The 24021-nt window shown below is 57.8% G+C and carries 16 protein-coding genes and 1 pseudogene; 8 read left to right on the top strand and 9 right to left on the bottom strand.

Annotated features, from left to right (window positions below; genetic code table 11):
• Positions 1-2385: 2385 nt before the first annotated feature.
• A pseudogene (locus tag ACIOU9_RS11940) lies at positions 2386-3582 on the top strand (IS110 family transposase).
• A gap of 1296 nt (positions 3583-4878) precedes the next feature.
• On the opposite strand, the gene ACIOU9_RS11935 reads toward ACIOU9_RS11940, so the two are convergent.
• From ACIOU9_RS11935 to rpmH, 9 genes are all read right to left on the bottom strand, one after another.
• On the bottom strand, positions 4879-5226 hold the full coding sequence (locus tag ACIOU9_RS11935) for an ATP-binding protein (RefSeq protein WP_105656614.1): 348 nt from the start codon (positions 5224-5226) through the stop codon (positions 4879-4881).
• A 2206-nt stretch (positions 5227-7432) separates the two neighbouring features.
• Positions 7433-8626 carry a ParB/RepB/Spo0J family partition protein gene (locus ACIOU9_RS11930; protein ID WP_332486933.1) on the bottom strand — a complete coding sequence of 398 codons (1194 nt, stop codon included), beginning with the start codon at positions 8624-8626 and terminating at the stop codon, positions 7433-7435.
• Positions 8627-8824: 198 nt separating this feature from the next.
• Complete coding sequence (locus tag ACIOU9_RS11925) at positions 8825-9748, bottom strand: ParA family protein (protein WP_105658699.1); 924 nt, start codon at positions 9746-9748, stop codon at positions 8825-8827.
• A gap of 177 nt (positions 9749-9925) precedes the next feature.
• On the bottom strand, positions 9926-10567 hold the full coding sequence (rsmG, locus tag ACIOU9_RS11920; protein WP_105662203.1) for a 16S rRNA (guanine(527)-N(7))-methyltransferase RsmG: 642 nt from the start codon (positions 10565-10567) through the stop codon (positions 9926-9928).
• 46 nt (positions 10568-10613) lie between these two features.
• Entirely contained in the window at positions 10614-11141 is a 528-nt protein-coding gene (locus ACIOU9_RS11915; RefSeq protein WP_133833763.1) for a R3H domain-containing nucleic acid-binding protein, read from the bottom strand.
• Positions 11142-11143: 2 nt separating this feature from the next.
• A complete protein-coding gene (gene yidC / locus ACIOU9_RS11910) occupies positions 11144-12118 on the bottom strand; it encodes a membrane protein insertase YidC (protein ID WP_105658696.1) in 975 nt (324 codons plus the stop codon).
• Positions 12118-12495: a membrane protein insertion efficiency factor YidD gene (gene yidD, locus ACIOU9_RS11905; RefSeq protein WP_105662201.1), complete on the bottom strand. Its 378-nt coding sequence runs from the start codon at positions 12493-12495 to the stop codon at positions 12118-12120. The genes yidC and yidD overlap by 1 nt, the downstream gene beginning before the upstream one ends.
• Positions 12495-12848, bottom strand: a complete 354-nt coding sequence (gene rnpA / locus ACIOU9_RS11900) for a ribonuclease P protein component (RefSeq protein WP_105658694.1) — start codon at positions 12846-12848, stop codon at positions 12495-12497. Before rnpA ends, yidD begins: the two co-directional genes overlap by 1 nt.
• Positions 12849-12912: 64 nt before the next feature.
• Entirely contained in the window at positions 12913-13050 is a 138-nt protein-coding gene (rpmH, locus tag ACIOU9_RS11895; RefSeq protein WP_075972541.1) for a 50S ribosomal protein L34, read from the bottom strand.
• A 516-nt stretch (positions 13051-13566) separates the two neighbouring features.
• Between rpmH and dnaA the strand changes: the two genes are divergently transcribed.
• The 7 genes from dnaA (at position 13567) to ACIOU9_RS11860 (ending at position 24006) form a co-directional block, all read left to right on the top strand.
• Positions 13567-15003, top strand: coding sequence for a chromosomal replication initiator protein DnaA (gene dnaA, locus ACIOU9_RS11890; protein ID WP_105658693.1), 1437 nt, complete (start codon positions 13567-13569; stop codon positions 15001-15003).
• Positions 15004-15468: 465 nt separating this feature from the next.
• Positions 15469-16596: a DNA polymerase III subunit beta gene (dnaN, locus tag ACIOU9_RS11885; RefSeq protein ID WP_402697016.1), complete on the top strand. Its 1128-nt coding sequence runs from the start codon at positions 15469-15471 to the stop codon at positions 16594-16596.
• Between the two features lie 58 nt (positions 16597-16654).
• A complete protein-coding gene (gene recF, locus ACIOU9_RS11880; protein WP_105658691.1) occupies positions 16655-17818 on the top strand; it encodes a DNA replication/repair protein RecF in 1164 nt (387 codons plus the stop codon).
• Entirely contained in the window at positions 17811-18368 is a 558-nt protein-coding gene (locus tag ACIOU9_RS11875; RefSeq protein ID WP_105658690.1) for a DUF721 domain-containing protein, read from the top strand. Before recF ends, ACIOU9_RS11875 begins: the two co-directional genes overlap by 8 nt.
• A 343-nt stretch (positions 18369-18711) precedes the next feature.
• Complete coding sequence (gene gyrB, locus ACIOU9_RS11870; protein ID WP_219844139.1) at positions 18712-20715, top strand: DNA topoisomerase (ATP-hydrolyzing) subunit B; 2004 nt, start codon at positions 18712-18714, stop codon at positions 20713-20715.
• A 58-nt stretch (positions 20716-20773) separates the two neighbouring features.
• Positions 20774-23401, top strand: coding sequence for a DNA gyrase subunit A (gene gyrA, locus ACIOU9_RS11865; protein ID WP_402697014.1), 2628 nt, complete (start codon positions 20774-20776; stop codon positions 23399-23401).
• A complete protein-coding gene (locus ACIOU9_RS11860) occupies positions 23398-24006 on the top strand; it encodes a DUF3566 domain-containing protein (RefSeq protein ID WP_402697013.1) in 609 nt (202 codons plus the stop codon). The genes gyrA and ACIOU9_RS11860 overlap by 4 nt, the downstream gene beginning before the upstream one ends.
• The last annotated feature ends 15 nt before the right edge of the window (positions 24007-24021 follow it).

Raw genomic sequence — 24021 nt, 5'->3', positions numbered from 1 at the left:
CCTATGCAAAATTCAGCGATCCGCAATCGCCGTATTTCTAGCCCTTCAACTTCGGCCCACAATTCCAGACTGCACTGTGAAGGGCCGCGGAAACGCATCCGGATACGCCGCACATGCTAGCTGATTGGATGTGCTTTCTGAGAGGCAGCCAAAACCAATTCCTCATGGGACTATCCGCTTCCGGTCGAAATTGCGTCAAATTCTGTCCATGGATAATCCAGGCCATGCCGACTGCCGCATCCCCGTGTCGCCGCGACACTCAGTTTTCATGGGCGTCTTTAGCTGGAACAGCATCTCTTGGTCTTGATTATTGGGGAGGGTTCAACGCGCAGTGAGAACTGCCAGGGCTAACGGAGTTCCAGGGAATTAGCGGAGCACTCCCCTTCCGCGTATCCACTGGTTGCTCACTGAGCCTACTGTTTCGCCGTCAATCGTCAGAATCCATGATGCTATCTCCTCCAAAGTCCGAACGGTTCAGCAACGAGTTCCTGAGGACGTTCTCTGGCTAAACTGGCACGCAGTAAGCAGAACAGAATCTTTCGGCTTGTGAGTTGTTGTCGTAAGTCAGTTGCTGCGGCCCAAACCATGTTTCGTGCCGATACGTCATCACCCACTGCGCAACTGTCACATGGGCCGCTGGGTAATGATGAGGTGCGACCTGTCGAAGATTGAATGAATCTGAGGTCGATTGCCGTGGAGCGAACGAGCCACATCATCGCTGAATAGCTGTTCATACCCATCGGGGCGAAGCTTGCCGGTAGAACCTGCATCAGGGACAAAGGCCTTAGACTCATGCTCGTTGCCCTACTGTCGACTCGCGAAGAGAAGGCCTGAATCTCCAATCTGCTAGTGATCGGAGGGGTTTCTCTCTGATCAGGTCATTGCAATTCTGCACTAGGTCCTAGTGCAATCAACTAACTCTGAACAGCGCGCTACCTATCTTTCGGGAAGTCGGTTTCCCCGAGGGCCAGTACTAACCCCACATATAAGTTCTTTCATTCACACGCTTCCCTCCTTCAGGTTCTCTTGCCTTTCAATTAATGGAGGTCTTCGCCCAGTTCTCCAACCCTGAGAAATTTAGGTTGATCACTACTACGGGCTTCGGCACCTGGGGCTTCGCACTCCACGGCATCATGCCTACCTATTGCGCGGCTGGTGCATGGACAGCTTGGTCCGAATTCCCGCGCTATTTACCTTGGGGCTTTTTTCTAGTGAATAGTTCCTTCGAACCGGGACAAAAGCAGGAGCGGGTTGAGCCGGGTTTGCGGAGACTCTAGTGAACCTATTTCACCGCTAATCCTCCTACTCTCTTGGATTGAAGGTTGTGATCCTTCTGGATTTCCCTTCGCTCACCTTGCTCATGAGCGGGATCTGGAGCGCTGCCGGGCCGCTCATGCCCGACAGGGCTCACGGAGACCCATACATCCGCCTAGGACGCGCTTCTGCAGCCTCATAAGTCACTCCTAAGGCTTTCTGGCCATCTGTTGCACGACCCCTCCCTAGGGCCTTGGCGTCATTTCCTCCTGTCAGCTGCTGGCGTTGAAGTGGTTGGACGATCGTATCCAGGCTTCACCTTCCGCGCGTATGGGACCAAGGGTCAAGTTATCCCTCGGCATCTCGCGACGCTCTTACTTTCCTGCACGCCGTGCGTGCTCGCCGGGTTTTTGGCGCTGGAACGAACTTCCTCATGTCCGCGCCGCAAGCCGCAGGCTGATCACTGTCCTCTCACGTAGGCACCGGCCAGACAGGTCCTCTCCGGCGCTCGTACAGGCCTACGCATGTATTCAGCAAGCTTCTTATGCCTCATCTCAGCAAAGGCTGTCAGCCTGCGGGTAGTGGGTATAGCATCATTAGCTATTCATCTCGGGGGCGGGGTGCCCAGGTCGTGCGTGGCCGCTCCATTCTGTGCAACGTCAACCCTGCATGTGCTTTCAGGTCGTTCTGGTTGTTTCACGTGAAACACCAAGCGCATCGTTGAGTTCAGGACAATCAAAGGGCGGTCAGGTTAATGTTTCACGTGAAACACGTTTCGCTTCGCAGACGTCAGCAGGTTCGAAGGGTGGTCTGGATCATGTTTCACGTGAAACGTTGCTTCAAGGCAGCTGCTCTCAGTGTTCATGTTGCGGTTCCGCCCGTTATCTTTTTGATAGTCCCTAAAAAGAGGATCATAGGGACTGTCGGCCGACCAATCTCGGCATGGTGTCTTGCCCCTGCTTATCCAATAGTCCGGGGGGTGTTGCCACCGAGATTGGGATGGCAGCGAGGTGATTGCTGATTAGGGGCGCGGCGCCAGGAGACTGGACGCCTGTCATAACGTGGATGTAAGACTTTGCTACCGGCGGTTGGTCGACCTTGAACAAAAACTAGTTCAAAGGAGCACTAGTCATGATCACCACAGACATCGAGATTTTCCTCGGACTGGACGTCGGGAAAACTGACCACTGGGCCTGCGCCGTCACCGGCGACGGCACCAAAATCTGGAACAAAACCCTGCCCAACGACGAAGCCAAACTCACCGCCGTGTATCAGAAGCTTTTAGCTCAAGGACATGTCTTAGTGATCGTTGATCAGCCAGCCACCATCGGCGCCCTGGCCGTTGCGGTCGCTCAGCACCTCGGCATTCCGGTGGCATACCTGCCCGGGCTCTCGATGCGGCGCATCGCAGATATGTATCCTGGGACGGCGAAAACAGACGAAAAAGACGCCTTCATTATCGCGGACTCTGCCCGCACCATGCCCCACACGCTGCGCAGCATTCAGCTCTCTGACGAAGAGGAAGCCACCTTAGGCATGCTCACCGGTTTCGACTTGGATCTGGCCCGTCAGATCACTCAGACCAGCAACCGGATCCGCGGTTTGTTCACCCAGATCCACCCGCCGCTGGAACGCGTTCTCGGCCCGTGGCTGGAGCATGACGCTGTGCTGGAGGTACTCGCCACCTGGCCCACCCCAGCGCAACTGAAGCACGCAGGCAAAGCGCGGATCGATGCGAAGCTCAAGAAGCAGGGAGCCCGCCGGCACACCGCGTGGGCCAGCGCCATCCTGGATGCACTGGATGAGCAAACAGTGGTCGTGGTCGGCACCGACGCTGCTGGCCTGGTCATCCCGCATCTGGCCCACCAGATGATCTCGTTGCATGCACAGCGCGTGGACGTGGCCACGCATTAGGAAGCCATGGTGGAGGCCCACCCTCTTTACCCGGTCCTGACATCCATGCCAGGGGTCGCCGTCAGGACCGCCGCGATCATCATCGCCGAGACCTCCGGCAAGACCTTCACCAGCGCCGCAGCGTTGTCCTCTTACGCTGGGCTTGCGCCAACCACGCGCCAGTCTGGCACCTCGATCAAGTCCGAGCGCGTCAGCCATTCAGGCAACAAACGCTTGAAACGCGCGCTCTTCCTCTCGGCGTTCGCCTCGATCAGGTTCGACCCGACCAGCCGGGCCTACTACGACCGGAAACGAGCCCAAGGCAAACGCCACAACCAAGCACTCATCGCACTGGCCCACCGCCGGCTCACGGTTCTGTTCGCCATGATCCGTGACGGGTCACTCTATGACGTTCCAGAGCTGAAAATAGCTTGACTTTTTACATAGGGGCACCCCCCACCAGTCGCAGTCGCCGATTCAAGAAATTCGAGAGACGGTGACACGATTTCATGACAGCTCGAACTCGGATTTCTAGAGATCTGGATGTCGGTTCGGCAAGGGTGCGCACCAATGTCAATCCCACACCTGCGTCAGGAATCTTAATGGAGTCGTTGCTTCTCATCAGCGTGCCCTGGCTCAGGGTGCGCGTAATGGCTTCGGGAAGGGCTAGTACCACTCCCCCATCGCACGGCATGGCGCATTCGACATAAGAAGTTCCGGTCATGCCCGCAACACCAACTGAAAATCGCCTTCTTATCGTCAAACGGAATCGGACCTGTACCGTCCAATTCTCCCTACGCCAGCTCGGCATTGGTCAGCAAACCGGACGGTTCTTCGCCCGATATGGATGGTTAGGCGAAGACAGCCTCTCCTCAGGGTGAACCAAGCAATCAGTATTCGCCGAGGCATCAACCTCGTCACCATTGGCCTCACCCCAGCGGACAATCGGCGGATTGGACCTGGTTAGCACCGACTTCTGTTAATAACGATCAGCTGCATCAACGGCCGCAGTACCGAATGGAATGTAATCCACCTTGACGATGATCAACAGTTTGTATTGCATAAGACGCAGCAACTCATGAGTCGATTTCCCTCCGTGATGCGCCGCCACCAACCTTTACGCGCAGCCAGAGCTGTTCATCGAAGAGCATTGGATACCACTGCCGGCAGGCTTTGACACCCAGCGCAATACGCGAGTTAGTATTCACCGCCCATGGCGGTCCTCTACAGGTCACGAGCATAGCTGTCGGGATGATCGCCGTCCTGGCCCGGCAGGTTCACGAGTCCATCCCTCATCATGTGCTGGATCAACATGCTACTTGCACGTCCGACAGATTGATGGCATTTTCATGGCTCTCGCCAACTGCTCAATCGTTTCTTCCGAAGTACGCATTACTGGACATCATGAAAGTCGTGGATGTCCAGGCAAGGGATTCTATTGCCGGCCGATACCTGGCGTGACGCGACCACGCAGCCGTGGTCGTGGCCAAATAACGGTTGTGCGTCGAATCTTGCTCAACGCACAACGCAGTAATCTGCACATGTGCCGGATCGGTAATCATCTGGTGCTTGTGAATATTCGGTGGTTTGAGAGCCACCCAATATTGCGCTTCTGGGCCAGTCGTTATTGTGGTTCAGATCCACCCAATAGTCTCCCTTAGAACCACCTGCCGGATCATCAGTCCGGCAGGCAGTCCTGAACGAGGATTCCATCGAATCAACGCCCCGTGGCTAATGCTCCGGCCGAGAGTACACCTCACACATGTTGCGCCCACCGGTCTCAACCCAAATCGTATCGTGCACGACATGATCCATGATCGCGTCGGCCAACGCACCAGCGTCCAGCCGGGCACGCCAATCCGATTGCTTGTACTGCGTACAGAAAATGGTGGATGCAGCGTCATACCGCCGCCCTATGAGCTCGAAGATGATTCTCAGCAACCCGCCGGCTGGAGGATCCAAAAGCCACTCATCCATCAGCAAGACGCAACCACCGGCGCGCGCGGACAGAATACTGGGTGGCTCAGAACCGCAATATTGGCGGCTCTCGAAAAGTCCAATATTCAGCTTGTCCAGCACCGCGGAGGATCAGCCACCACCGGCTGGCCGCAGACCCTCTATCCATGGTCACCGTGGAATCAACAATCCGGCCAATGTCTGAAGGATGCACCAATTAATTATTGCGGCCCAGACTCATGCTATAGGTCCTTCTCCATCGTGCCCGATGGCTGAGCCCGGTACTGATGGCATCGAAGGCGAGATGATCATTGTGCCTAGAGCCTACGGCGACCGGTCGATGCTCCGGACCTGGATCGGGCTGAACGGTGTTCATTGGCTTTCGGTAGACACCCGTCGAGCTGTTTGCTGAGATTCTGAAGGAAAGAGGATTCAAGCAACTGGTTGCATTCGGTTTGCTCTTTGAACTCAGAATCTCTCGGTGGAGCCAGAATGCTCCTGCTAGCCAGCGGCTCGGCAAGCACTGAATTGACTTCCGTGTCTTTCCTTTTGCTTCCGAATCGCGGATTCACGGTCCCAGATTCTGCTCTTGAGGACCGCGTCATCATCGTCGTTCTAGCTCCACATCCCAACGCTCAGATCCGGGCATTGCCAACTAGGAATCATCAGCGCTTTGAACACCCTCAAATGCGACAGCCTCATCATCAGCTCCGGCAGCATCAGAGCCTGGTCGGATCCGACAGATGTCCGTGGCTTGGGGAACCACAGATCCACTTGCGCGGCTTGCCCTGATTCGTGGAACATCCGGTCCGCAGGGCCCACGTTCGTGTATTCCGGACATATCAGTGCGACCCGGTTCTTCAACGTGGAGATGGAATTCGTTCATTCGATTCGTTCGTCGATGGCCGTCGCCGGCATGCGCGGATACTCGCAGACCAGCCTGCGGGTTTCTGGTTCGAAAGCGTCAGCGATGGAACCACGCTTCGTCTGCAGGTCATTTGCAGACTCGGTGACTGCCAATGCTGAACATACGGTGTTACGTGCGATGCCAAGTCGCCGCGAGTTCGCCGTTATTGGCACGCCTTCTGCTCAATGCAGTCGACGGATCTCTGCGTACTGTTCCACATTGATCCTTCCCTCAGAATGTCTGTTGAATGGATCAGGTGGGGTGAATATTCAAAAGTCGTTCAATGGTTAGCATTCAGTTAGCGTTGGCACCCCTCCGAACTTGCCCCCGGTTGGTCCTGCCATAAGTCCATAGCGGCCTTCCTTGGCCCTTCACGGCCTTCGTGCGAGCCTTCCTCTCCCCTACCCGACTCCCGGCCCTCGTGGCGTCGCTATACGCCCACCTTGCTGCTCAGAGAGTCATCACGGTATGCCTGACTATCTGATCTTGCTGTTCCAGAACATGCTGTATGCAGTCCTTACTCAACGCCGTTGCATATCTGCCCTAAGCAAGAACGATGAAACGTACCCTTGGAATCGCCCGATACGGCTTCTCGGTCCAAGGTTTTCGGAGTTGTGCTCAGTTGCGGACAGCATCCTGGCTCCCTTGCACATCAGTCCTCGAACAATCTAAGAAGCATGGCTGACACATGCCACTGCGCATTAGATGGAGTAGAGCCAGGCAGGGATAGACCGCGAAAACCATCAGTGTCTCTACTGATCGCACCTTGTGTTCTCCTTCGCACTGGAAGGTAGCCGGAATACTGTGCACCAAATGCGGCACCTATCGCCCCGGATGTCCTACCAAGCAGAATACTGGCGGCCCAAATCCGTATCCGCTGGGGTAGTTCCCGCAGCCAGGCGGGTCGAATCATGCGTTCTATCCTCTTCCCGTTCTCCGTAGAATTCATTAAGTGGAGGCATTTCGGTGACCTAAACTGAATGGCTCGCTGATCCTCAGGAGCAGGCATCGGAGAATGGTTACGAAGCGAGGTGAAGGGCTCGGCTCAGCGATGCGGTGCCAATCCCGAACCTGGTACGGTGTGTCCTGCTTTCTCTACATTTCTGGACAGCGTCGTGGCTACTTCGTGCTCATGCCATCGGCATGTACGTTCCCTCTTTGATAAGCCAACGGCGGATGCCAACAATCAGTTCTATGCTTGCTGTGGTTCATGATCCATTCGATGCGAAAGCTATGCGGGCACACCTAAGTATCCGTTTATGGACAGCAGCGGTTTCCTACCCACCAACGATTCGTCTCCATGTGCCGCCCTCATACTTGGTTGGCAGTAACCTCGCATGGAGTATTTGTTTCACGTGAAACACAGGCTCTAGATACAAGAAAGGCGCATGTTTCACGTGAAACATGCGCCAGTTCATGAAATTACGAGTTCATAGTCGGATCAATAACCTGCATGATGCGGTTCAGATCATCCACCGAAGCGAACTCGATGCTGACTTTGCCCTTGCGGCTGCCAAGCTGAATCTTGACGTTAGTGTCCAAGCGGTCCGCGAGCGAAGTTGCCAGGAAGTCCAGGCGTTCATTGCGCTGGGTCTCTCGCGCCTTCTTTGCTGGCTTTCGTGGCTTGTCGTCACTCAGTGCCACTGCTTCTTCGGTCGCGCGCACGGACAAGCCCTCATTGATGATTCGCTGAGCCAGCTGCTCGATGACTTCGTTGTTCGACAGTCCTAGCAACGCGCGCGCATGACCGGCAGAAAGAACGCCAGCCGCAACACGACGCTGAACGAGTGGAGGTAGTTTCATCAAGCGAATCGTATTGGAAATCTGTGAACGGGATCGTCCGATTCGTTCTGAAAGCACTTCCTGGGTGCAATTGAACTCTTCTAGAAGCTGCTGATAAGCAGCGGCCTCTTCCAGTGGATTCAGTTGTGAGCGATGCAGGTTCTCGAGCAAGGCGTCGCGCAACAGATCGGTGTCATGCGTGTCGCGGATAATGGCCGGGATAGTCGCTAGGCCAGCCGCCTGTGTCGCGCGCCAACGGCGTTCACCCATGACCAGCTCATACGGAGCGTCATCTTTCTCGCGGGAAGGGCGGACCACGATAGGTTGAAGCAATCCAATTTCGCGGATCGAATGGATGAGTTCATCCATGTGCTCCTGATCGAAGTTGGTACGCGGCTGCTTGCGATTTGGGTGAATCAGCTGGACGTCGAGTTCAGCGAACTGTGCGCCAGGAACTTCGACAAGATCGGGAGAGTCTGATTTTACAGGTTGCGGCTCGGTCTTCTTAGGTGCTGGTTTCTCAGCTGATGCGTCTTCCTGAGGTGCAGAGGTATTCTTTCCCCCAAGAGTTGTATTCAAGCCAGGCATAGTTGCGCGAGCGCGCTTTGCCGGCTTTGCGGGAGTGGTTGGCGCCTTAGGTGCCGAGGACTTGCGTCCCGGTTCGAAGAACATATCGACAGGACGTGTAGCGCGCGACTTCGACGCTTCCGCGGCCGGATCTACAGGAGCTGTTTCACGTGAAACATTCTGGTTTTCCTCAGGAGCCGCCGTCGCCGGTGAGCTGGAAATAAGGGCACCCAGTCCCCTGCCCAATCCCCGCTTCTTATCTGCCATGTTCTTCGCACGCCCTTTCATCCGAAATTTCAGCCCGAGACTAGTCTACTGTTTTTTGGCTTTGAACCGGGGATGCGCACAGTGCGTCAGCCGTGGCTCTCACCGTACGAATCTCGCATCCGCATCAGATAGATCTGGAAAAACAAACGAAAATCTAAGGGGATGATCTTTTCCAGCGTGAAACGTATTTATAAGGTCTTACGCGCCTCGTTCAGCCATCTCTACGGCTGCTTCGGAGTACGACAATGCACCAGTCGAATTTGGATCATAAGTAATGACGGTCTGCTGGTAGCTCGGCGCTTCAGAGATTCGTACCGAACGAGGGATGACGGCCTTGAGCACCTGCTCTGGGAAGTGCTCACGGACTTCGTTGGCGACCTGCGCGGCCAAATTCGTGCGACCGTCGTACATGGTCAGCAGTATCGTCGAAACCGTCAGCTTGGAGTTCAAATGCTTCTGGATCATTTCAATGTTCTTCAGTAGCTGGCTCAGGCCCTCGAGCGCATAGTACTCGCACTGGATTGGGATGAGAACTTCACGAGCGGCAACGAAGGCGTTAACGGTCAGCAGGCCTAGGCTTGGCGGGCAGTCGATGAAGACGTAGTCCAAGCGAGGCAGCCCCTTGCGCTGGCGGGTACGCGCGTAGTCATCCAGGGCGCGCTGCAGGCGCTGTTCGCGGGCTACTAATGAAACCAACTCGATTTCAGCGCCTGCCAGGTGAATGGTTGCAGGAGCGACCTGCAGGGTTGGCAAGTCTGGGCATGTAGCTACTACGTCAGCCAATGGAAGATCATTGATTAACACGTCATAAATGCTGTCTACTTCAGCGTGGTGTTCAATGCCCAGCGCGGTAGAAGCGTTGCCCTGCGGGTCGATATCAATGACCAGGACGTTTAGCCCGCCCTTGGCTAGGGCGGCGGCAAGGTTGACCGTGGTCGTCGTCTTGCCTACGCCACCCTTCTGGTTGGAAATGGTGAAATAGCGGGTCTTCTCAGGCATTGGCACCTTGCGGGCCTCCAAAGCTTCGCGACGACGATGTTCACTAGCTATCTGAGTAGCCAAAGGCGAGGACGAGTCGTTGAAATCAAACGCGCTATCCGATGAATCCTTAGTCTTAGACAAAGGTAAAACTCCTCCTCGTGAATTGATGCACCTAATGCTCATGGCGTGCACCGATAATGTTTCACGTGAAACATTCAAAACAAGTCATGCAGATTGCGAAATGGCTTCATCCTCGAAAACTATGAGGATGAAAGCCATTTCACTTCTATAACTATTTAACAGACTATCGCGTCAACGTTAGCCAACCTTGATGCGAACCACCGTGGTTGGCTCTGCAAGGATGCTTTCGCCCACAGTGAGCACTTCGGTTTCCCTGCCGCCAAGCTTGCGGATCGCCTTGGTAGCCTTAGCGATCTCTTCGACAGCGGAGCGGCCCTTGATGGCGATGAGCTCGCCCTGTCCGTGTAGCAATGGAATAGTCAGTCCAGCCAAGTTGGTCAGAGCAGATACGGCACGGGCCGTGACATAGCGTGCGTTGACGACGTCGACCATCTGCTCTGCACGGCCACGCATCACGGTGACGTTGTCCAGACCCAGATCATCGATAACCTCGGAGAGCCAGATGCAGCGGCGCTCCAGAGGCTCAATAAGCGTCAATTTGAGGTCCGCGCGGGCAATTGCCAAGCAGAGCCCTGGAAGGCCAGCACCGGAGCCTACGTCGGCTACCTCGGCGTCCTTCTCCATGACCTCTTCGATCACGGCGCAGTTGAGCACGTGACGGGACCACAGACGGGGTACTTCCCGTGGGCCAAGAAGCCCGCGCTCAATGCCCGAGGTCGCCAGATGCTCCACATAGCGCTTGGCAAGATCCAGGCGGTCACCGAAGATCTTCTCGGCAGCCAGGGTCTCTTCTGCAGTAAGGCTGAGGTCCTCAGTCATGGTCGTTGGTCCTTAGGTCGATCAGCACGCTCTCGCGTGATGGTTCTTAGCTGTCCAGTACCGAAATAACGATATGGCGTCGGGTCGATTCACCCTCGGATTCCGAGTGCAGTCCTGCATCGGCGATCACGTCGTGCACGAGCTTGCGCTCGTAGGCGCTCATTGGATCCAAGTGGGTCTTCTCGCCGGTTTCGCGTACCGACGCAATAGCATCTTCAGCGATCTTGCGGAGCAGTTCTGCGCGCTCTGCGCGGTAGCCGGCAATATCCAGGATCAAGCGCGAACGTTCACCGGTAGCAGTGAGCACTGCCAGCCGGGTGAGTTCCTGGAGGGCATCGAGGACTTCTCCATCCTTGCCTACGAGGCTCTCCAACGAGGCGTCTGCGTCCTCGGCAAGGATCGAGATGTAGGTGCGGCCACCGCGGATCTCGATGTCGATATCGCCGTCCAGATCTGCAATGTCCAGAAGCTCTTCGAGGTAGTCGGCGGCGACGTCGCCCTCGTCCAGAACTTCCTGGTCGTCTTCGATCTGGTTTTCCAGTTCTGGTGCGTCGATGTTCTCAGTTGCAGTCATGGCTACTTCTTCTTTCGACGGTTCTTGCGCTGCGGCTGTTCACGCTGGCCCTTGGCCTGCTGCTCTGCCGCGGCGGCGGCAGCGGCATCAGCGTCTTCCTTCTTCACGCCTACTGGAGGCAGGCCCTTGGCGGCGCGGCGAGCGTTAAGTTCGCGCTCTGCTTCCGAACCAGGGGTCGGGTTGTTGCGGATAACCCAGAACTGCTGGCCCAGGGTCCACAGGTTCGAAGCGGTCCAGTAAATCAGCACACCGATTGGGAAGTTGATACCACCGATACCGAAGACCAGGGGCAGGATGTACAGCATCATCTTCTGCTGCTGCATGAACGGGCCCTCGAGGGCCTCCTTGCTCATGTTCTTGGTCATCAGCTGTCGCTGGGTGAAGAACTGCGATGCGGTCATTGCAAGGATCATGACCACCGCAACGATGATCACTGCCCAGTTGATGGCACCGGAATTGATGGTGCCCAAGAAGGTCTCGGACAGCGGAGCGCCCAGGATCGAGGAATTGTCGAAGCTGCGGATGTGCTCAGCGGACAGAGCGCCGATCGAACGTCCATCATCGCTGGCGCGGGAGGCTTCGTTCAGAACGCGGAACAGCGCGAAGAAGAACGGCATCTGCACGAGCAGGGGCAAGCAGGAAGACAGCGGGTTGGTCTTATGCTTCTTGAACAGCGCCTGCTGCTCCTGAACCATAGCCTGGCGCGACATCTGGTCGGTCTTGCCCTTGTACTTGGCCTGCAGCTTGCGCAGATCAGGCTGCAGTGCCTGCATCGCGCGCTGGGACTTGATCTGCTTGACGAACACTGGGATCAGCAAAGTACGGATCAGCAGCACGAGGAAGATGATCGACAAGGTCCAGGTAACACCCGAATCCCCGTTCATTCCAATCGCGGTGAACAGTTCGTGGAATGCCCACAGAACCCACGAGACTACGTACGTAAACGGAGTCAGTATCGTGTCTAGGAAGTTGTTCATCAGTGGTCGAGCTCCTTGCGGCCGCTTTCCGCGGCGTCTTCATCGTCGGGAATCACAGGATGATTCAGAACTATGATCCTCGGCAGTTTGCCTTCTGGCCAAATCCTCGGTCCCTCAGGAACGTGGTCGACGCCTCCGTGGGACCACGGATTGCATCGGAGAATCCGCCAAGTGGTCAATCCGGCGCCTTTGACAACGCCGTGCTGAGTCACTGCTTCGAGCCCATAGGCAGAACAGCTAGGAAAGTATCGGCATACATCGCCATATAGTGGCGAGATGAGTTTTCGGTAAGTCTTGAGCAGCCCGATAACGATGTTGCGTGGGATATCGATGATGAACCACAGCAAACCGGTACGCGGAGCTAAGTCCTTACGCATCAGCGCGCCTCAATCTTGCGCAAAACAGCGGAGAAGGCTGAATTGACCTGGGAGTTGAGTTCTTCCCAAGAGAGTTCGGCGGCGCCAGGAAGTGCACGGAAGACGAAATCGACGTCGCCGTCCACGCGCCGCAGCTCGTGGGCGATTTCCCGCATTCGTCGTTTGGTGAGATTCCTTTTAACGGCAATACCTACAGCCTTGGAAACAATGAATCCAAACCTGTCACCAAGGAACTCTTCGGTTTCTCGGTGCCGTGCATATAGCACGACGTTCCGGCGTCCGCTTCGGACGCCGGAACGTACAGTGGCTGTAAGGTCTTGCGCTAGGCGCAGTCGCTGATTCTTAGGCAACATCGGCTTCGGGTTGCTCTTTAGCTGAGCTCGTTGAAGTCATGCTGCCAAGAGCTGTTTCGCAAATTTATGCGGACAGCTCGGTGCGACCCTTGCCGCGACGTGCCGAAAGGATGGCACGACCTGCACGGGTACGCATACGAAGGCGGAAGCCATGCTTCTTCGAACGACGACGGTTGTTAGGCTGAAAAGTCCGCTTGCTCACGGTGACACTCCAAAACGTTTTAGATGATGCGTACTACCCGTTACTAGCTAGCTGGATAACAACAGGATGACGCTCGTGCTTTTTATAAAATGCGCTTTTTTCGCGGGCTCTTCCAAAAATGAGCAAGTCGCAAAAAGATGCGCATAGGACTGAATAACAATAGAAAACTATGCGCGCAAGGTCAAATTGGCGCACGAGTTCTGCCCATGCTCCCTACTTCGAGAGTCGGCCTGTGAATAATCTACCCCAGACTTGTGGATTAAGGCTGTGCATAACGAAAGAAAATTCACAGTTTTCCGCAAAACAGCTAGTCATCTCGCAGCGAAAAACGCTTGATTTCAAGGGAAAACCCGTTTTCCACAGTAATAACACCCGGTTTTTCCACGGAGCTGTGCATAACTGTGTGGATGATGGATAGAATCAATGCAGACGTGGTCCAGAAAACGACGTTTCAGAAGCCTGGAAACAGGATTCTTGTGACCAAGATTGCATTTAAACGGAAGCGGGGCGCCCTTAGTGAGCAGCGACGAAACCAATAGCATTGGTAGCTCTTGGCGCCAAGTCATCCGGAAGATCGAGGATGATGATCGCGTCAAGGCGCGTTACCGTGCCTTCGTATCGCTGGCTAAACCTCAGGGACTAATCGGTACGACGCTCTTAGTTGCGGTACCCAATGACCTCACCCGCGATATTCTGCAGACTCAGCTGCGCGAGCCGCTGGATGAAGCACTGCGAGAAGTCTTCCAGGACGAGATCCGTTGCGCCGTCAGCGTTGATCTCTCGCTCTCGGATGAGCTCGAAGAAGATGAGCCTGAAGCCAAAGCCGCCGCGCCGTCAGCTCCAGCAGTCGTTGAGACTCCTGGTCCGCGCCCCCAGCCAGCACCGCAGCCAACTCCCCCATCGAATTCGCAGGAGTTCGGCCGGCTGAACCCGAAGTACATTTTCGACACCTTCGTGATCGGCTCATCGAACCGCTTTGCCCACGCCGCAGCCGTTGCTGTTGCCGAAGCGCCGGCCAAGGCCTACAACCCGCTGTTCATCTATGGTGATTCAGGTCTGGGCAAGACTCACTTGCTGCATGCCATTGGCCACTACGCACGCCATCTCTACAAGGGCATCCGCGTGCGCTACGTGAACTCCGAAGAGTTCACCAATGATTTCATCAACTCGATCCGCGACGACGAGGGCGCAAGTTTCAAGCAGACTTACCGCAATGTCGACATTCTGCTCATTGACGACATTCAGTTCTTGGCCAACAAGGACGCTACCCAGGAAGAGTTCTTCCATACCTTCAATGCGCTGCACAACCACAACAAGCAGGTTGTCATCACCTCTGATCTGCCTCCCAAGCAGCTGCAGGGATTCGAAGACCGCATGCGTTCGCGCTTCGAGTGGGGCCTGCTGACCGATATTCAGCCACCAGAGCTGGAGACGCGTATTGCGATTTTGCGTAAGAAGGCCGACGCTGAAAATCTTTCAGCTCCAAGTGATGTCATGGAGTACATTGCTTCGCGTATTTCCACGAATATCCGGGAACTCGAAGGTGCTTTGATCCGTGTCACCGCTTTCGCGTCGCTGAATAACCAGCCCGTGGACCTTGCATTGGCCGAAACCGTGCTCAAGGACTTGATCAGCGAAGACGGGGCCCAGGAAATCACGCCGTCGACCATCATCAAGCAGACCGCAGAGTACTTCGGACTGAGTATTGATGAGCTGAACAGCAAGTCGCGAACTCGTACTTTGGTCACCGCGCGCCAGATCGCCATGTACTTGCTGCGTGAGCTTACCGACATGTCGCTGCCGAAGATTGGTGCAGAACTTGGCGGCCGCGACCACACCACCGTGATTCACGCGGATCGTAAGATCCGTGAGCTCATGGCCGAGCGCCGAGCGATCTTTAATCAGGTCACCGAGCTAACCAACCGGATTAAGCAGAGCCAGCGGGAGCACTAGCGGCGAGAAATCACAGGTGTGGATAAGACTGTGGATGATTTGGTGACGACCTGCGGATAAGTGCGCAAACCATGTGGACGTTAAAAATCATGGAACTGAGTATCAACAGGATGGTGGAACTGAGTCTCATGTTCAACCACAGATTGTTCACATGCACAATCGTGGGCGGGTCTGGGGTTACAGGCCTTATCCACAGTATCCACAAGGGTTATTAACACTTCTCCTTTAAACCCTTAATCATCCAAATAACGAGTCCACTCCACACCCTCGAGCCAAATCCTGTGCAGAACAATTTTTTGTTGCATCGTCCACACTTCGTTCATTGAGCAGACGTTGCGCTATCAGGGCGTGGCAAGATTAGATGGATAAAACGTGCAATTACCTGCTCTATGCTTAAGAACTTGGCGAGGGAACAACCTTCTTGGCCTGACTTAAGACTTATGGGTTCCGAAAGGCGGATTTTTCGTGAAGTTCAGCGTTGAAAAGGATGTATTGGCAGACGCCGTATCCTGGACTGCCCGGTCCCTGGCACAGCGACCACCATCACCTGTTTTGGCTGGCATTCTCATCACCACCCATGAAGGCCTGGTTCGGCTCGAGGGATTCGACTATGAGATTTCCTCGCATATTGAGATTCCCGCGGACATTTCTGAGCAGGGTTCGATCTTGGTTTCCGGCAAGCTCTTGGCTGAGATCACCCGATCGCTGCCTAACTCGACGGTCACCTTGGAGACCGAAGGCTCGAAGATCTCGCTGACCTGTGGCCGTTCACGATTCCACCTGGCCACCATGCCAGTTGATGAATACCCAACCCTGCCTGAACTTCCAGCTATCGCCGGCACTATCGATGGCCAAGCATTCTCCGAAGCTGTATCGCAGGTTATCGTTGCGGCGTCCAAGGACGACACCTTGCCAGTTCTCACCGGCATCAAGGTTGAAATTGAAAATGACCTGATCACATTCTTGGCCACGGACCGCTACCGTCTGGCTCTGCGTGAACTCAATTGGACTCCGAACCAGGCAGAAATCTCGACCTCCTTCCTGATCAAAGCCAAGACCCTCAACGAAGTTGCCAAGACTCTCTCGAGCTCTGGCGAGCTGAAGCTTGCAATGAGCGAGAAGGGAGAAATGGTTGGCTTCGAAAGCTCCAACCGCCGGACCACTTCGCTGCTGATCAATGGCGAATACCCGAAGATCCGCTCGCTGTTCCCAAGCGACACCCCAATCCATGCCACCGTTCGCACCAGCGAGCTGATGGAAGCTGTTCGTCGTGTATCGGTGGTTGCCGAACGCAATACCCCAGTTCGCATGGCTTTTACCGATGGCCAGCTGACCTTGGATGCTGGCACCGGCGAAGACGCGCAGGCTGAAGAAGCTATTGTTGCGTCTCTTCGCGGCGAAGACATCGTCGTTGCCTTCAACCCGACCTTCTTGTCCGAAGGCCTGAACTCCTTCAATACCGATTTCGTGCGCTTCTCCTTCACCAGTGCGCCCAAGCCGGCCATGCTGACCGGCCAGAAGAAGCTGGACGAGGATGACCAGGACCAGTATCGCTACCTCGTGATGCCGGTTCGGTTGCCCAACTCGAACTAAGCCAATTTCGTGGTGGATGGCTAAAGCCATCCACCACCTTCTTTCTGTCAGGACCTCGGTGTATATCTCGCAGCTTTCACTCACGGGCTTCCGCTCGTATGCGCAGGCCGACGTGCACCTGGCCCCTGGGATCAACGTTCTGATCGGCCCCAACGGCGTCGGCAAAACCAATATCGTTGAGTCCGTTGGCTATTTGGCCAATCTCTCTTCGCATCGCGTGAGCAATGACGCCCCTTTGCTGCATTTCGGTTCTGAGCGCGCGCTGATCCGCGGCACCGTGCATCGCGGCCCGCAAACCACAGTGATCGAGGTCGAAATCACCAGTGGCAAGATCAATCGTGCCCGCATCAACCGGGCCAACCCGGTTCGCGCTCGGGAGATCCTGGGCATGGTGCGCACCGTGCTCTTCGCCCCGGAGGACATGGCGCTGATCAAGGGCGACCCGTCCAACCGCCGCAAGTTCTTGGACGAGCTCCTGGTAGCCCTGCGCCCGGTAGAAGCCGGCACCAAGAACGACTACGACCGCATCGTGAAGCAACGCAATGCCCTGCTCAAATCCATCCGCGGCAAGTCCAAGCTGAGCACCTCGCAGGAAAACACCCTCAAGGCCTGGGATCTGCAGTTGGCCTTGACGGGCGCTCGATTGATCCGCGGACGCCTTGACGTCCTGGCCTTGATTCGCCCGTACATGCAGGCCGCCTACGCGGATTTGGCCGATGGCGCGAAGGAAGCGCGCGCCGTCTACCGGTCCTCGCTCGAGGGCGAACTCGATGAAAACAGCCTTCCGGCAGAGGACCTTGAATCCTTGGACCAAGAAGAAATCCAGGAACTGCTGCTGAACGCCATTGAAGTTAATCGCAGTCGGGAAGTCGACCGCGGAATTTCGCTCTTTGGACCGCACCGGGACGATCTGACCCTGATCCTGGGACCGACCCCTGCCAAGGGCTATGCCTCGCACGGGGAAACCTGGTCCTTTGCCCTGGCCCTGCGCCTTGCCGCCTACCGTGTTTTCGGCGATGACGATCCGCGCCCAGGTTCCGGACCCATCCTGATCCTTGATGATGTCTTTGCCGAACTGGACACCACCCGTCGTGATCGTTTGGCGCATATCGTTGCCGGAGCCGAGCAGGTTCTGGTGACCGCCGCCGTTGTCGAAGATGTTCCAGAAGCACTGAAGGGACATTTCTTCCAGGTCTCCCCTGGCCAGGTTGTCGATGCATGAGCCATCAGAACGGGATGAACACCGCTTCGATCCAGAGATCGATGCGGCCAAAGCACTGCTCAACCGCATGCGGAAGCTCGCCGAAGAACGTGGCGAGAAGCGCATAGATGCGGCGCGCATGGACAAAGTGCGCAAGCGAAAAGCCGCCCGCCGCGGATTCGCCGCTGAAAAGCCGGAATCCGCCGAGGGGGCGATCCGCGATCCGCGCGCCATCGGCGAAGTAGTCTCCCGCTTGTCCAAGTCCCGCGGCTGGAACACCCAGGTCGCGGTCGGATCGGTACTCGGCCGCTGGCCCGACATCATTGGCGTGGAGAACGCGAAGCACTGCAAGCCGGAATCCTTTGAAGACACGGTGGTGGTGATGCGCTGCGATACAACAGCGAGAGCTGCGCAAATGCGCCTGCTCAGCCACGATATTCTGAAGAAATTCGATGCCGAGTTGGGTCCCGGGATCGTCACCGTGATCAAGGTGCTCGGGCCTAATGCTCCCTCCTGGCGCCATGGCATGCGTTCGGTGGCCGGCCGGGGTCCACGCGACACATACGGGTAGAAATTGCTGGCACGGCATATGGCGCACTCACGGACCCGGAGGGTGGATCCCCCCACACTTGATCGCCCCAACTGCCTCAGAACGTCAATTAGCAGCTTTTGGTGGGCGATTTAGGCCTCAAAGTCACCGTTTATTTTGGTCTACGCGGTAGAATTAGAGGTAGTGAAATGACTCCGCTGCGGGCTTGCCCGGCGGCGGTGTCCCTCCAGACCATGATTGCCTGACGCGCTGAATCCATTGCAGCGGGCAATCGCGCGCCAAATCCGAGGAGTTCGTAGCACCCGTGTCTACCGAAAATGCTTCACCGCAGGAACCGGCTGAAAGCCAAGCCCCCGCGGAATCGATGACTTCCAAAGTCGAACACACTTACGGCGCCCAGGATATTACCGTCCTCGAAGGACTCGAAGCGGTACGCAAACGCCCGGGCATGTACATCGGTTCCACCGGCCCTCGAGGCCTGCACCACTTGGTCTACGAAGTCGTCGACAACTCCGTCGATGAGGCGCTGGCTGGCTACTGCGACACCATCAACGTCACGCTGCAGGCCGATGGCGGCGTGCGCTGTGAAGATAACGGCCGCGGCATCCCAGTAGACATCCACCCAACCGAGGGCAAGCCAACCGTAGAGGTTGTCATGACCATCCTGCACGCAGGCGGCAAGTTCGGCGGCGGCGGCTACGCGGTCTCCGGCGGCCTGCACGGTGTGGGCATCTCCGTGGTGAACGCCCTGTCCGAGAAGGTCGACACCATCGTGCGCCGCCAGGGCCATGCGTGGCGCATCGGCTTCGGCAACGGCGGCCACACCGTCCAGGAGCTGACCAAGGGCGAAGAAACCGAGCTGACCGGCACCAGCCAGACCTTCTACCCGGATCCGGAAATCTTCGAGACCACCGAATTCGATTTCGAGACGCTTCGCGCCCGTTTCCAGCAGATGGCCTTCCTGAACAAGGGCCTGCGCATCACCCTCACCGATGAGCGAGTGCAGGACAACGAAGAGCCCGAGGCCGAGGTCGAGGAGGAAATCGAGAACCAGGTAGTCAAGCCGCGCACGGTGGACTACCTGTACAAGGACGGCCTGCTGGACTACGTCAAGCACCTGAACGCCGCCAAGAAGATCGAACTGGTCCACGACGAGGTCATCGCCTTCGAATCCGAAGATGCTGCCCGCGGCATCAGCCTGGAAATCGCGATGCAGTGGACCAGCGCCTACGCCGAATCCGTGCACACCTACGCGAACACCATCAACACCCATGAAGGCGGCACCCACGAAGAGGGCTTCCGCGCGGCCCTGACCGGCCTGCTCAACCGCTACGCACGCGATAACAAGATCCTGCGCGAAAAGGACGACAACCTCACCGGCGAGGACGCCCGCGAAGGGTTGACCGCCGTGATTTCGGTCAAGCTCTCCGAGCCCCAGTTCGAGGGCCAGACCAAGACCAAGCTGGGCAACTCGATGGCCCGAGGCTTCGTCCAGGGCGTGGTCAACGAGGAACTGGGCGACTGGTTCGAGCGCAACCCGAACGTGGCCCGCGACATCATCCGCAAGGCCCAACTGGCTTCGCAGGCCCGCATGGCCGCCCGCAAGGCCCGCGACAACGCCCGCCGCAAGTCGCCGATGGAATCCTTCGGCATGCCGGGCAAGCTCTCGGACTGCTCCTCGAAGAACCCTGCCGAGTGCGAAGTGTTCATCGTGGAGGGCGACTCCGCAGGCGGCTCCGCCAAGCGCGGACGCGACCCGCACACCCAGGCCATCCTGCCGCTGCGCGGCAAGATCCTGAACGTGGAACGTGCCCGCCTGGACCGCGCGCTGGGCAATGCCGAAGTGCAGGCGATGATCACCGCCTTCGGCACCGGCATCGGCGAAGAGTTCGACATGGCCAAGCTGCGCTACCACAAGATCGTGCTGATGGCCGATGCCGACGTGGACGGCCAGCACATCACCACGCTGCTGCTGACCTTGATCTTCCGCTTCATGCGCCCGCTGATCGAGCACGGCTACGTCTACCTGGCAGCCCCGCCGCTGTACCGCATCAAGTGGTCCAATGCGCCGCATGACTACGTGTTCACCGACAAGGAACGCGACCAGGAGCTGCTTGCCGGCCAGGCCGCCAACAAGCGCCTGCCCAAGGACAACGGCATCCAGCGCTACAAGGGCCTGGGCGAGATGGACTACTCGGAACTGTGGGACACCACCATGGATCCGGAACACCGCACGCTGCGCCAGGTCACCATGGACGACGCCGCAGCCGCGGACGAGGTGTTCTCCGTGCTGATGGGCGAGGACGTCGAGTCCCGCCGTAACTTCATCCAGCAGAACGCCAAGGACGTGCGCTTCCTGGATATCTAGCCGGCCGCCGCCACCACAGATATCCACCGAAGACTTTTTTGACTTGTAAGGGAAGAAATTGAGCGACGAGCAAACCCCTGAGAACGCACCAATGGACGGCGAGATCATCGAGCCGGTCCCAGAAGGCGGTCGCATCGACCAGATCGACCTGCAGACCGAAATGCAGCGTTCGTACCTCGACTACGCCATGGCCGTTATTGTCGGCCGCGCGCTGCCGGATGTGCGCGATGGCCTGAAGCCGGTGCACCGCCGCGTGCTGTACGCAATGTACGACGGCGGCTACCGCCCTGAGCGCTCGTACAACAAGTGCGCCCGCGTGGTCGGCGAAGTCATGGGCCAGTACCACCCGCACGGCGACACCGCGATCTACGATGCGCTGGTCCGCCTGATCCAGGACTGGGTCATGCGCTACCCGCTGGCCCTGGGCCAGGGCAACTTCGGCTCCCCGGGCAACGACGGCGCCGCCGCCCAGCGTTACACCGAAACCAAGATGGCCCCGCTGGCCATGGAAATGGTCCGCGACATCAACGAGAACACCGTTGATTTCCAGGACAACTACGACGGCAAGAACCAGGAACCAACGGTTCTTCCGGCGCGTTTCCCCAACCTTTTGGTCAACGGCTCCTCCGGCATCGCCGTGGGCATGGCCACCAACATCCCGCCGCACAACCTGCGCGAAGTCGCCGAGGGCGTGCAGTGGTACTTGAAGAACCCGGAAGTTTCGCGCGAGGAGCTGCTCGCCGAGCTGATGCTGCGCGTGAAGGGCCCGGACTTCCCATCCGGCGCCATGATCCTGGGCACCAAGGGCATCGCCGATGCCTACCGCACCGGCCGCGGCTCGATCACCATGCGCGCAGTGGTCAACGTGGAGGAAATCCAGGGACGCACCTGCCTGGTGGTCACCGAACTGCCGTACATGGCCAACCCGGATAACCTCGCGGTGAAGATCGCCGAACTGGTCCGCGACGGCAAGATCGCCGGCATCGCCGACATGCGCGACGAGACCTCGGGCCGCACCGGCCAGCGCCTGGTCATCGTGCTCAAGCGCGATGCCGTGGCCAAGGTAGTGCTGAACAACCTGTACAAGCACACCGAGCTGCAGTCCAACTTCTCGGCCAACATGCTCGCGATCGTCGACGGGGTGCCGCGCACCCTGCCGCTGGATGGATTCATCCGCCACTGGGTCACCCACCAGATCGAAGTGATCGTCCGCCGTACCGAATACCGTCTGAAGAAGGCCGAGGAAGAAGCCCACATCCTGCGCGGCCTGCTCAAGGCCCTGGATGCCCTGGACGAGGTCATCGCCTTGATTCGCCGTTCGGCTACCACCGAGGCGGCGCGTGACGGGCTGATGGAGCTGCTGGACATCGACGAGAACCAGGCCCGCGCCATCCTCGATATGCAGCTGCGCCGCCTGGCCGCCCTCGAGCGCCAGAAGATCCAGGACCGCCACGCCGAGCTCGAGCGCATGATCGCTGAATTCGAGGCGATCATCGCCGATCCGGCACGCCAGCGCCAGATCGTCTCCGAAGAACTGGCCGAGATCGTCGACAAGCACGGGGACGAGCGCCGTACCAAGGTGCTGATGGGCTACGACGGCGACATGAGCGTCGAAGACCTGATTCCCGAAGAGGAAATGGTCGTCACCATCACCCGCGGCGGCTACGTCAAGCGCACCCGCATCGACAACTACCGTTCGCAGGCACGTGGCGGCAAGGGCATCAAGGGCGCGAACCTGCGCGGGGACGACGTGGTGGAGCACTTCTTCGTCACCTCGACCCACAACTGGCTGCTGTTCTTCACCAACCACGGCCGGGTTTACCGCACCAAGTGCTACGAGCTGGCCGAGGCCGGCCGCGATGCCAAGGGCCAGCACGTAGCCAACGTGATGGCCTTCCAGCCGGACGAGCACATTGCCCAGGTGCTGGACCTGCGCACCTACCAGGATGCGGCCTACCTGATGCTGGCTACCCGCAACGGCTTGGTCAAGAAGACCCGCCTGGAGGATTACGACACTAACCGCACCGCCGGCGTGATCGCGATCAACCTGCGCGAGGACGATGAACTGGTCTCCGCGCAGCTGGTCAGCGAATCCGATGACGTGATGCTCGTCTCACGCAAGGGCCAGTCGGTCCGCTTCACCGCCACCGATACCGCGCTGCGCCCCATGGGCCGTGCAACCTCGGGCGTGACCGGTATGAAGTTCCGCGAAGACGATGAACTGCTGGCAGCCGATGTGGTCCGCGAAGGCTCCTATGTCTTCACCGTGACCAACGAGGGCTACGCCAAGCGCACCACCGTCGAGGAATACCGTGTGCAATCCCGCGGTGGTTTGGGCATTAAGGTGGCCAAGCTCAACGAGGAACGCGGTGAGCTGGTTGGCGCGCTGATCGTCGACGAGACCGATGAGGTCTTGGTGGTGATGGGCTCGGGCAAGGTGGTCCGCTCGGCCGTTTCGCAGGTTCCTTCCAAGGGCCGCGACACGATGGGCGTCATCTTCGCCAAGCCGGACAAGAAGGACCGGATCCTTGCGGTTGCCAAGAACTCTGAGACCGAGCTCGAAGAGAACTTGGAGGAAGATGCCGTAACGTTGGACGCAGAAAACACGATCGATGAGTCATCGGCTGTGCCAGAAAACGAATCCGGCGCGGAAAATGATGACAACACTAACGGAGGTAACGCATGAGCACGCCCTCGACGCCACGCCCCAGCGGCGGTGCCCCGAAGAGCGCAGCGCCGCGACCTACCCAGGTAAAGCGTCCAGCTCCGACCGGTACTGGCGCCCGTCCGGCTAGCGCCGGCGCACGACCAGCAGCAGGCCAGGCACGTCCAGCGGGCCAGCGCCCGACAGGAGCGGCGCAGCGCCCAACCAGCCAGCAGCGTCCGGCCAATGGCCAGGATCGCCTGGTTCGTCCAGCGCCCAAGGCGAAGGTCCGCAAGGCCCGCCTGCTGGTTTCCAAGGTGGAGCCCTTCTCGGTTCTGAAGCTGGCCTTCCTGCTCTCGGTAGCTTTCGGTGTGATCACCGTGGTTGCCGCCGTGGGCATCTGGGCTGTCTTGGATCTGACCGGAACCTTTGATGCGTTCAACCAGCTGATGCGCGAGGCCATTGGCGCCGACGGCAACTTCGACCTGCGCGACACCATGTCGCTGGGCCAGGTGGCTTCCTACGCGACGATCATCGCAGTGGTGAACGTAGTGGTAATTTCCGTGGTCTCCATGCTTGGCGCGGTGCTGTACAACATTGCTGCTTCACTGGTCGGCGGAGCCGGAGTGACCCTCACCGACGACTAGGAACACCCCAAGTCG

Origin of the sequence: Glutamicibacter sp. NPDC087583 (assembly GCF_044743685.1) — a bacterium.
Lineage (GTDB): Bacteria > Actinomycetota > Actinomycetes > Actinomycetales > Micrococcaceae > Glutamicibacter.
The sequence above is the reverse complement of the archived record's forward strand: the minus strand, read 5'-3'. Positions and strand labels throughout refer to the sequence as shown.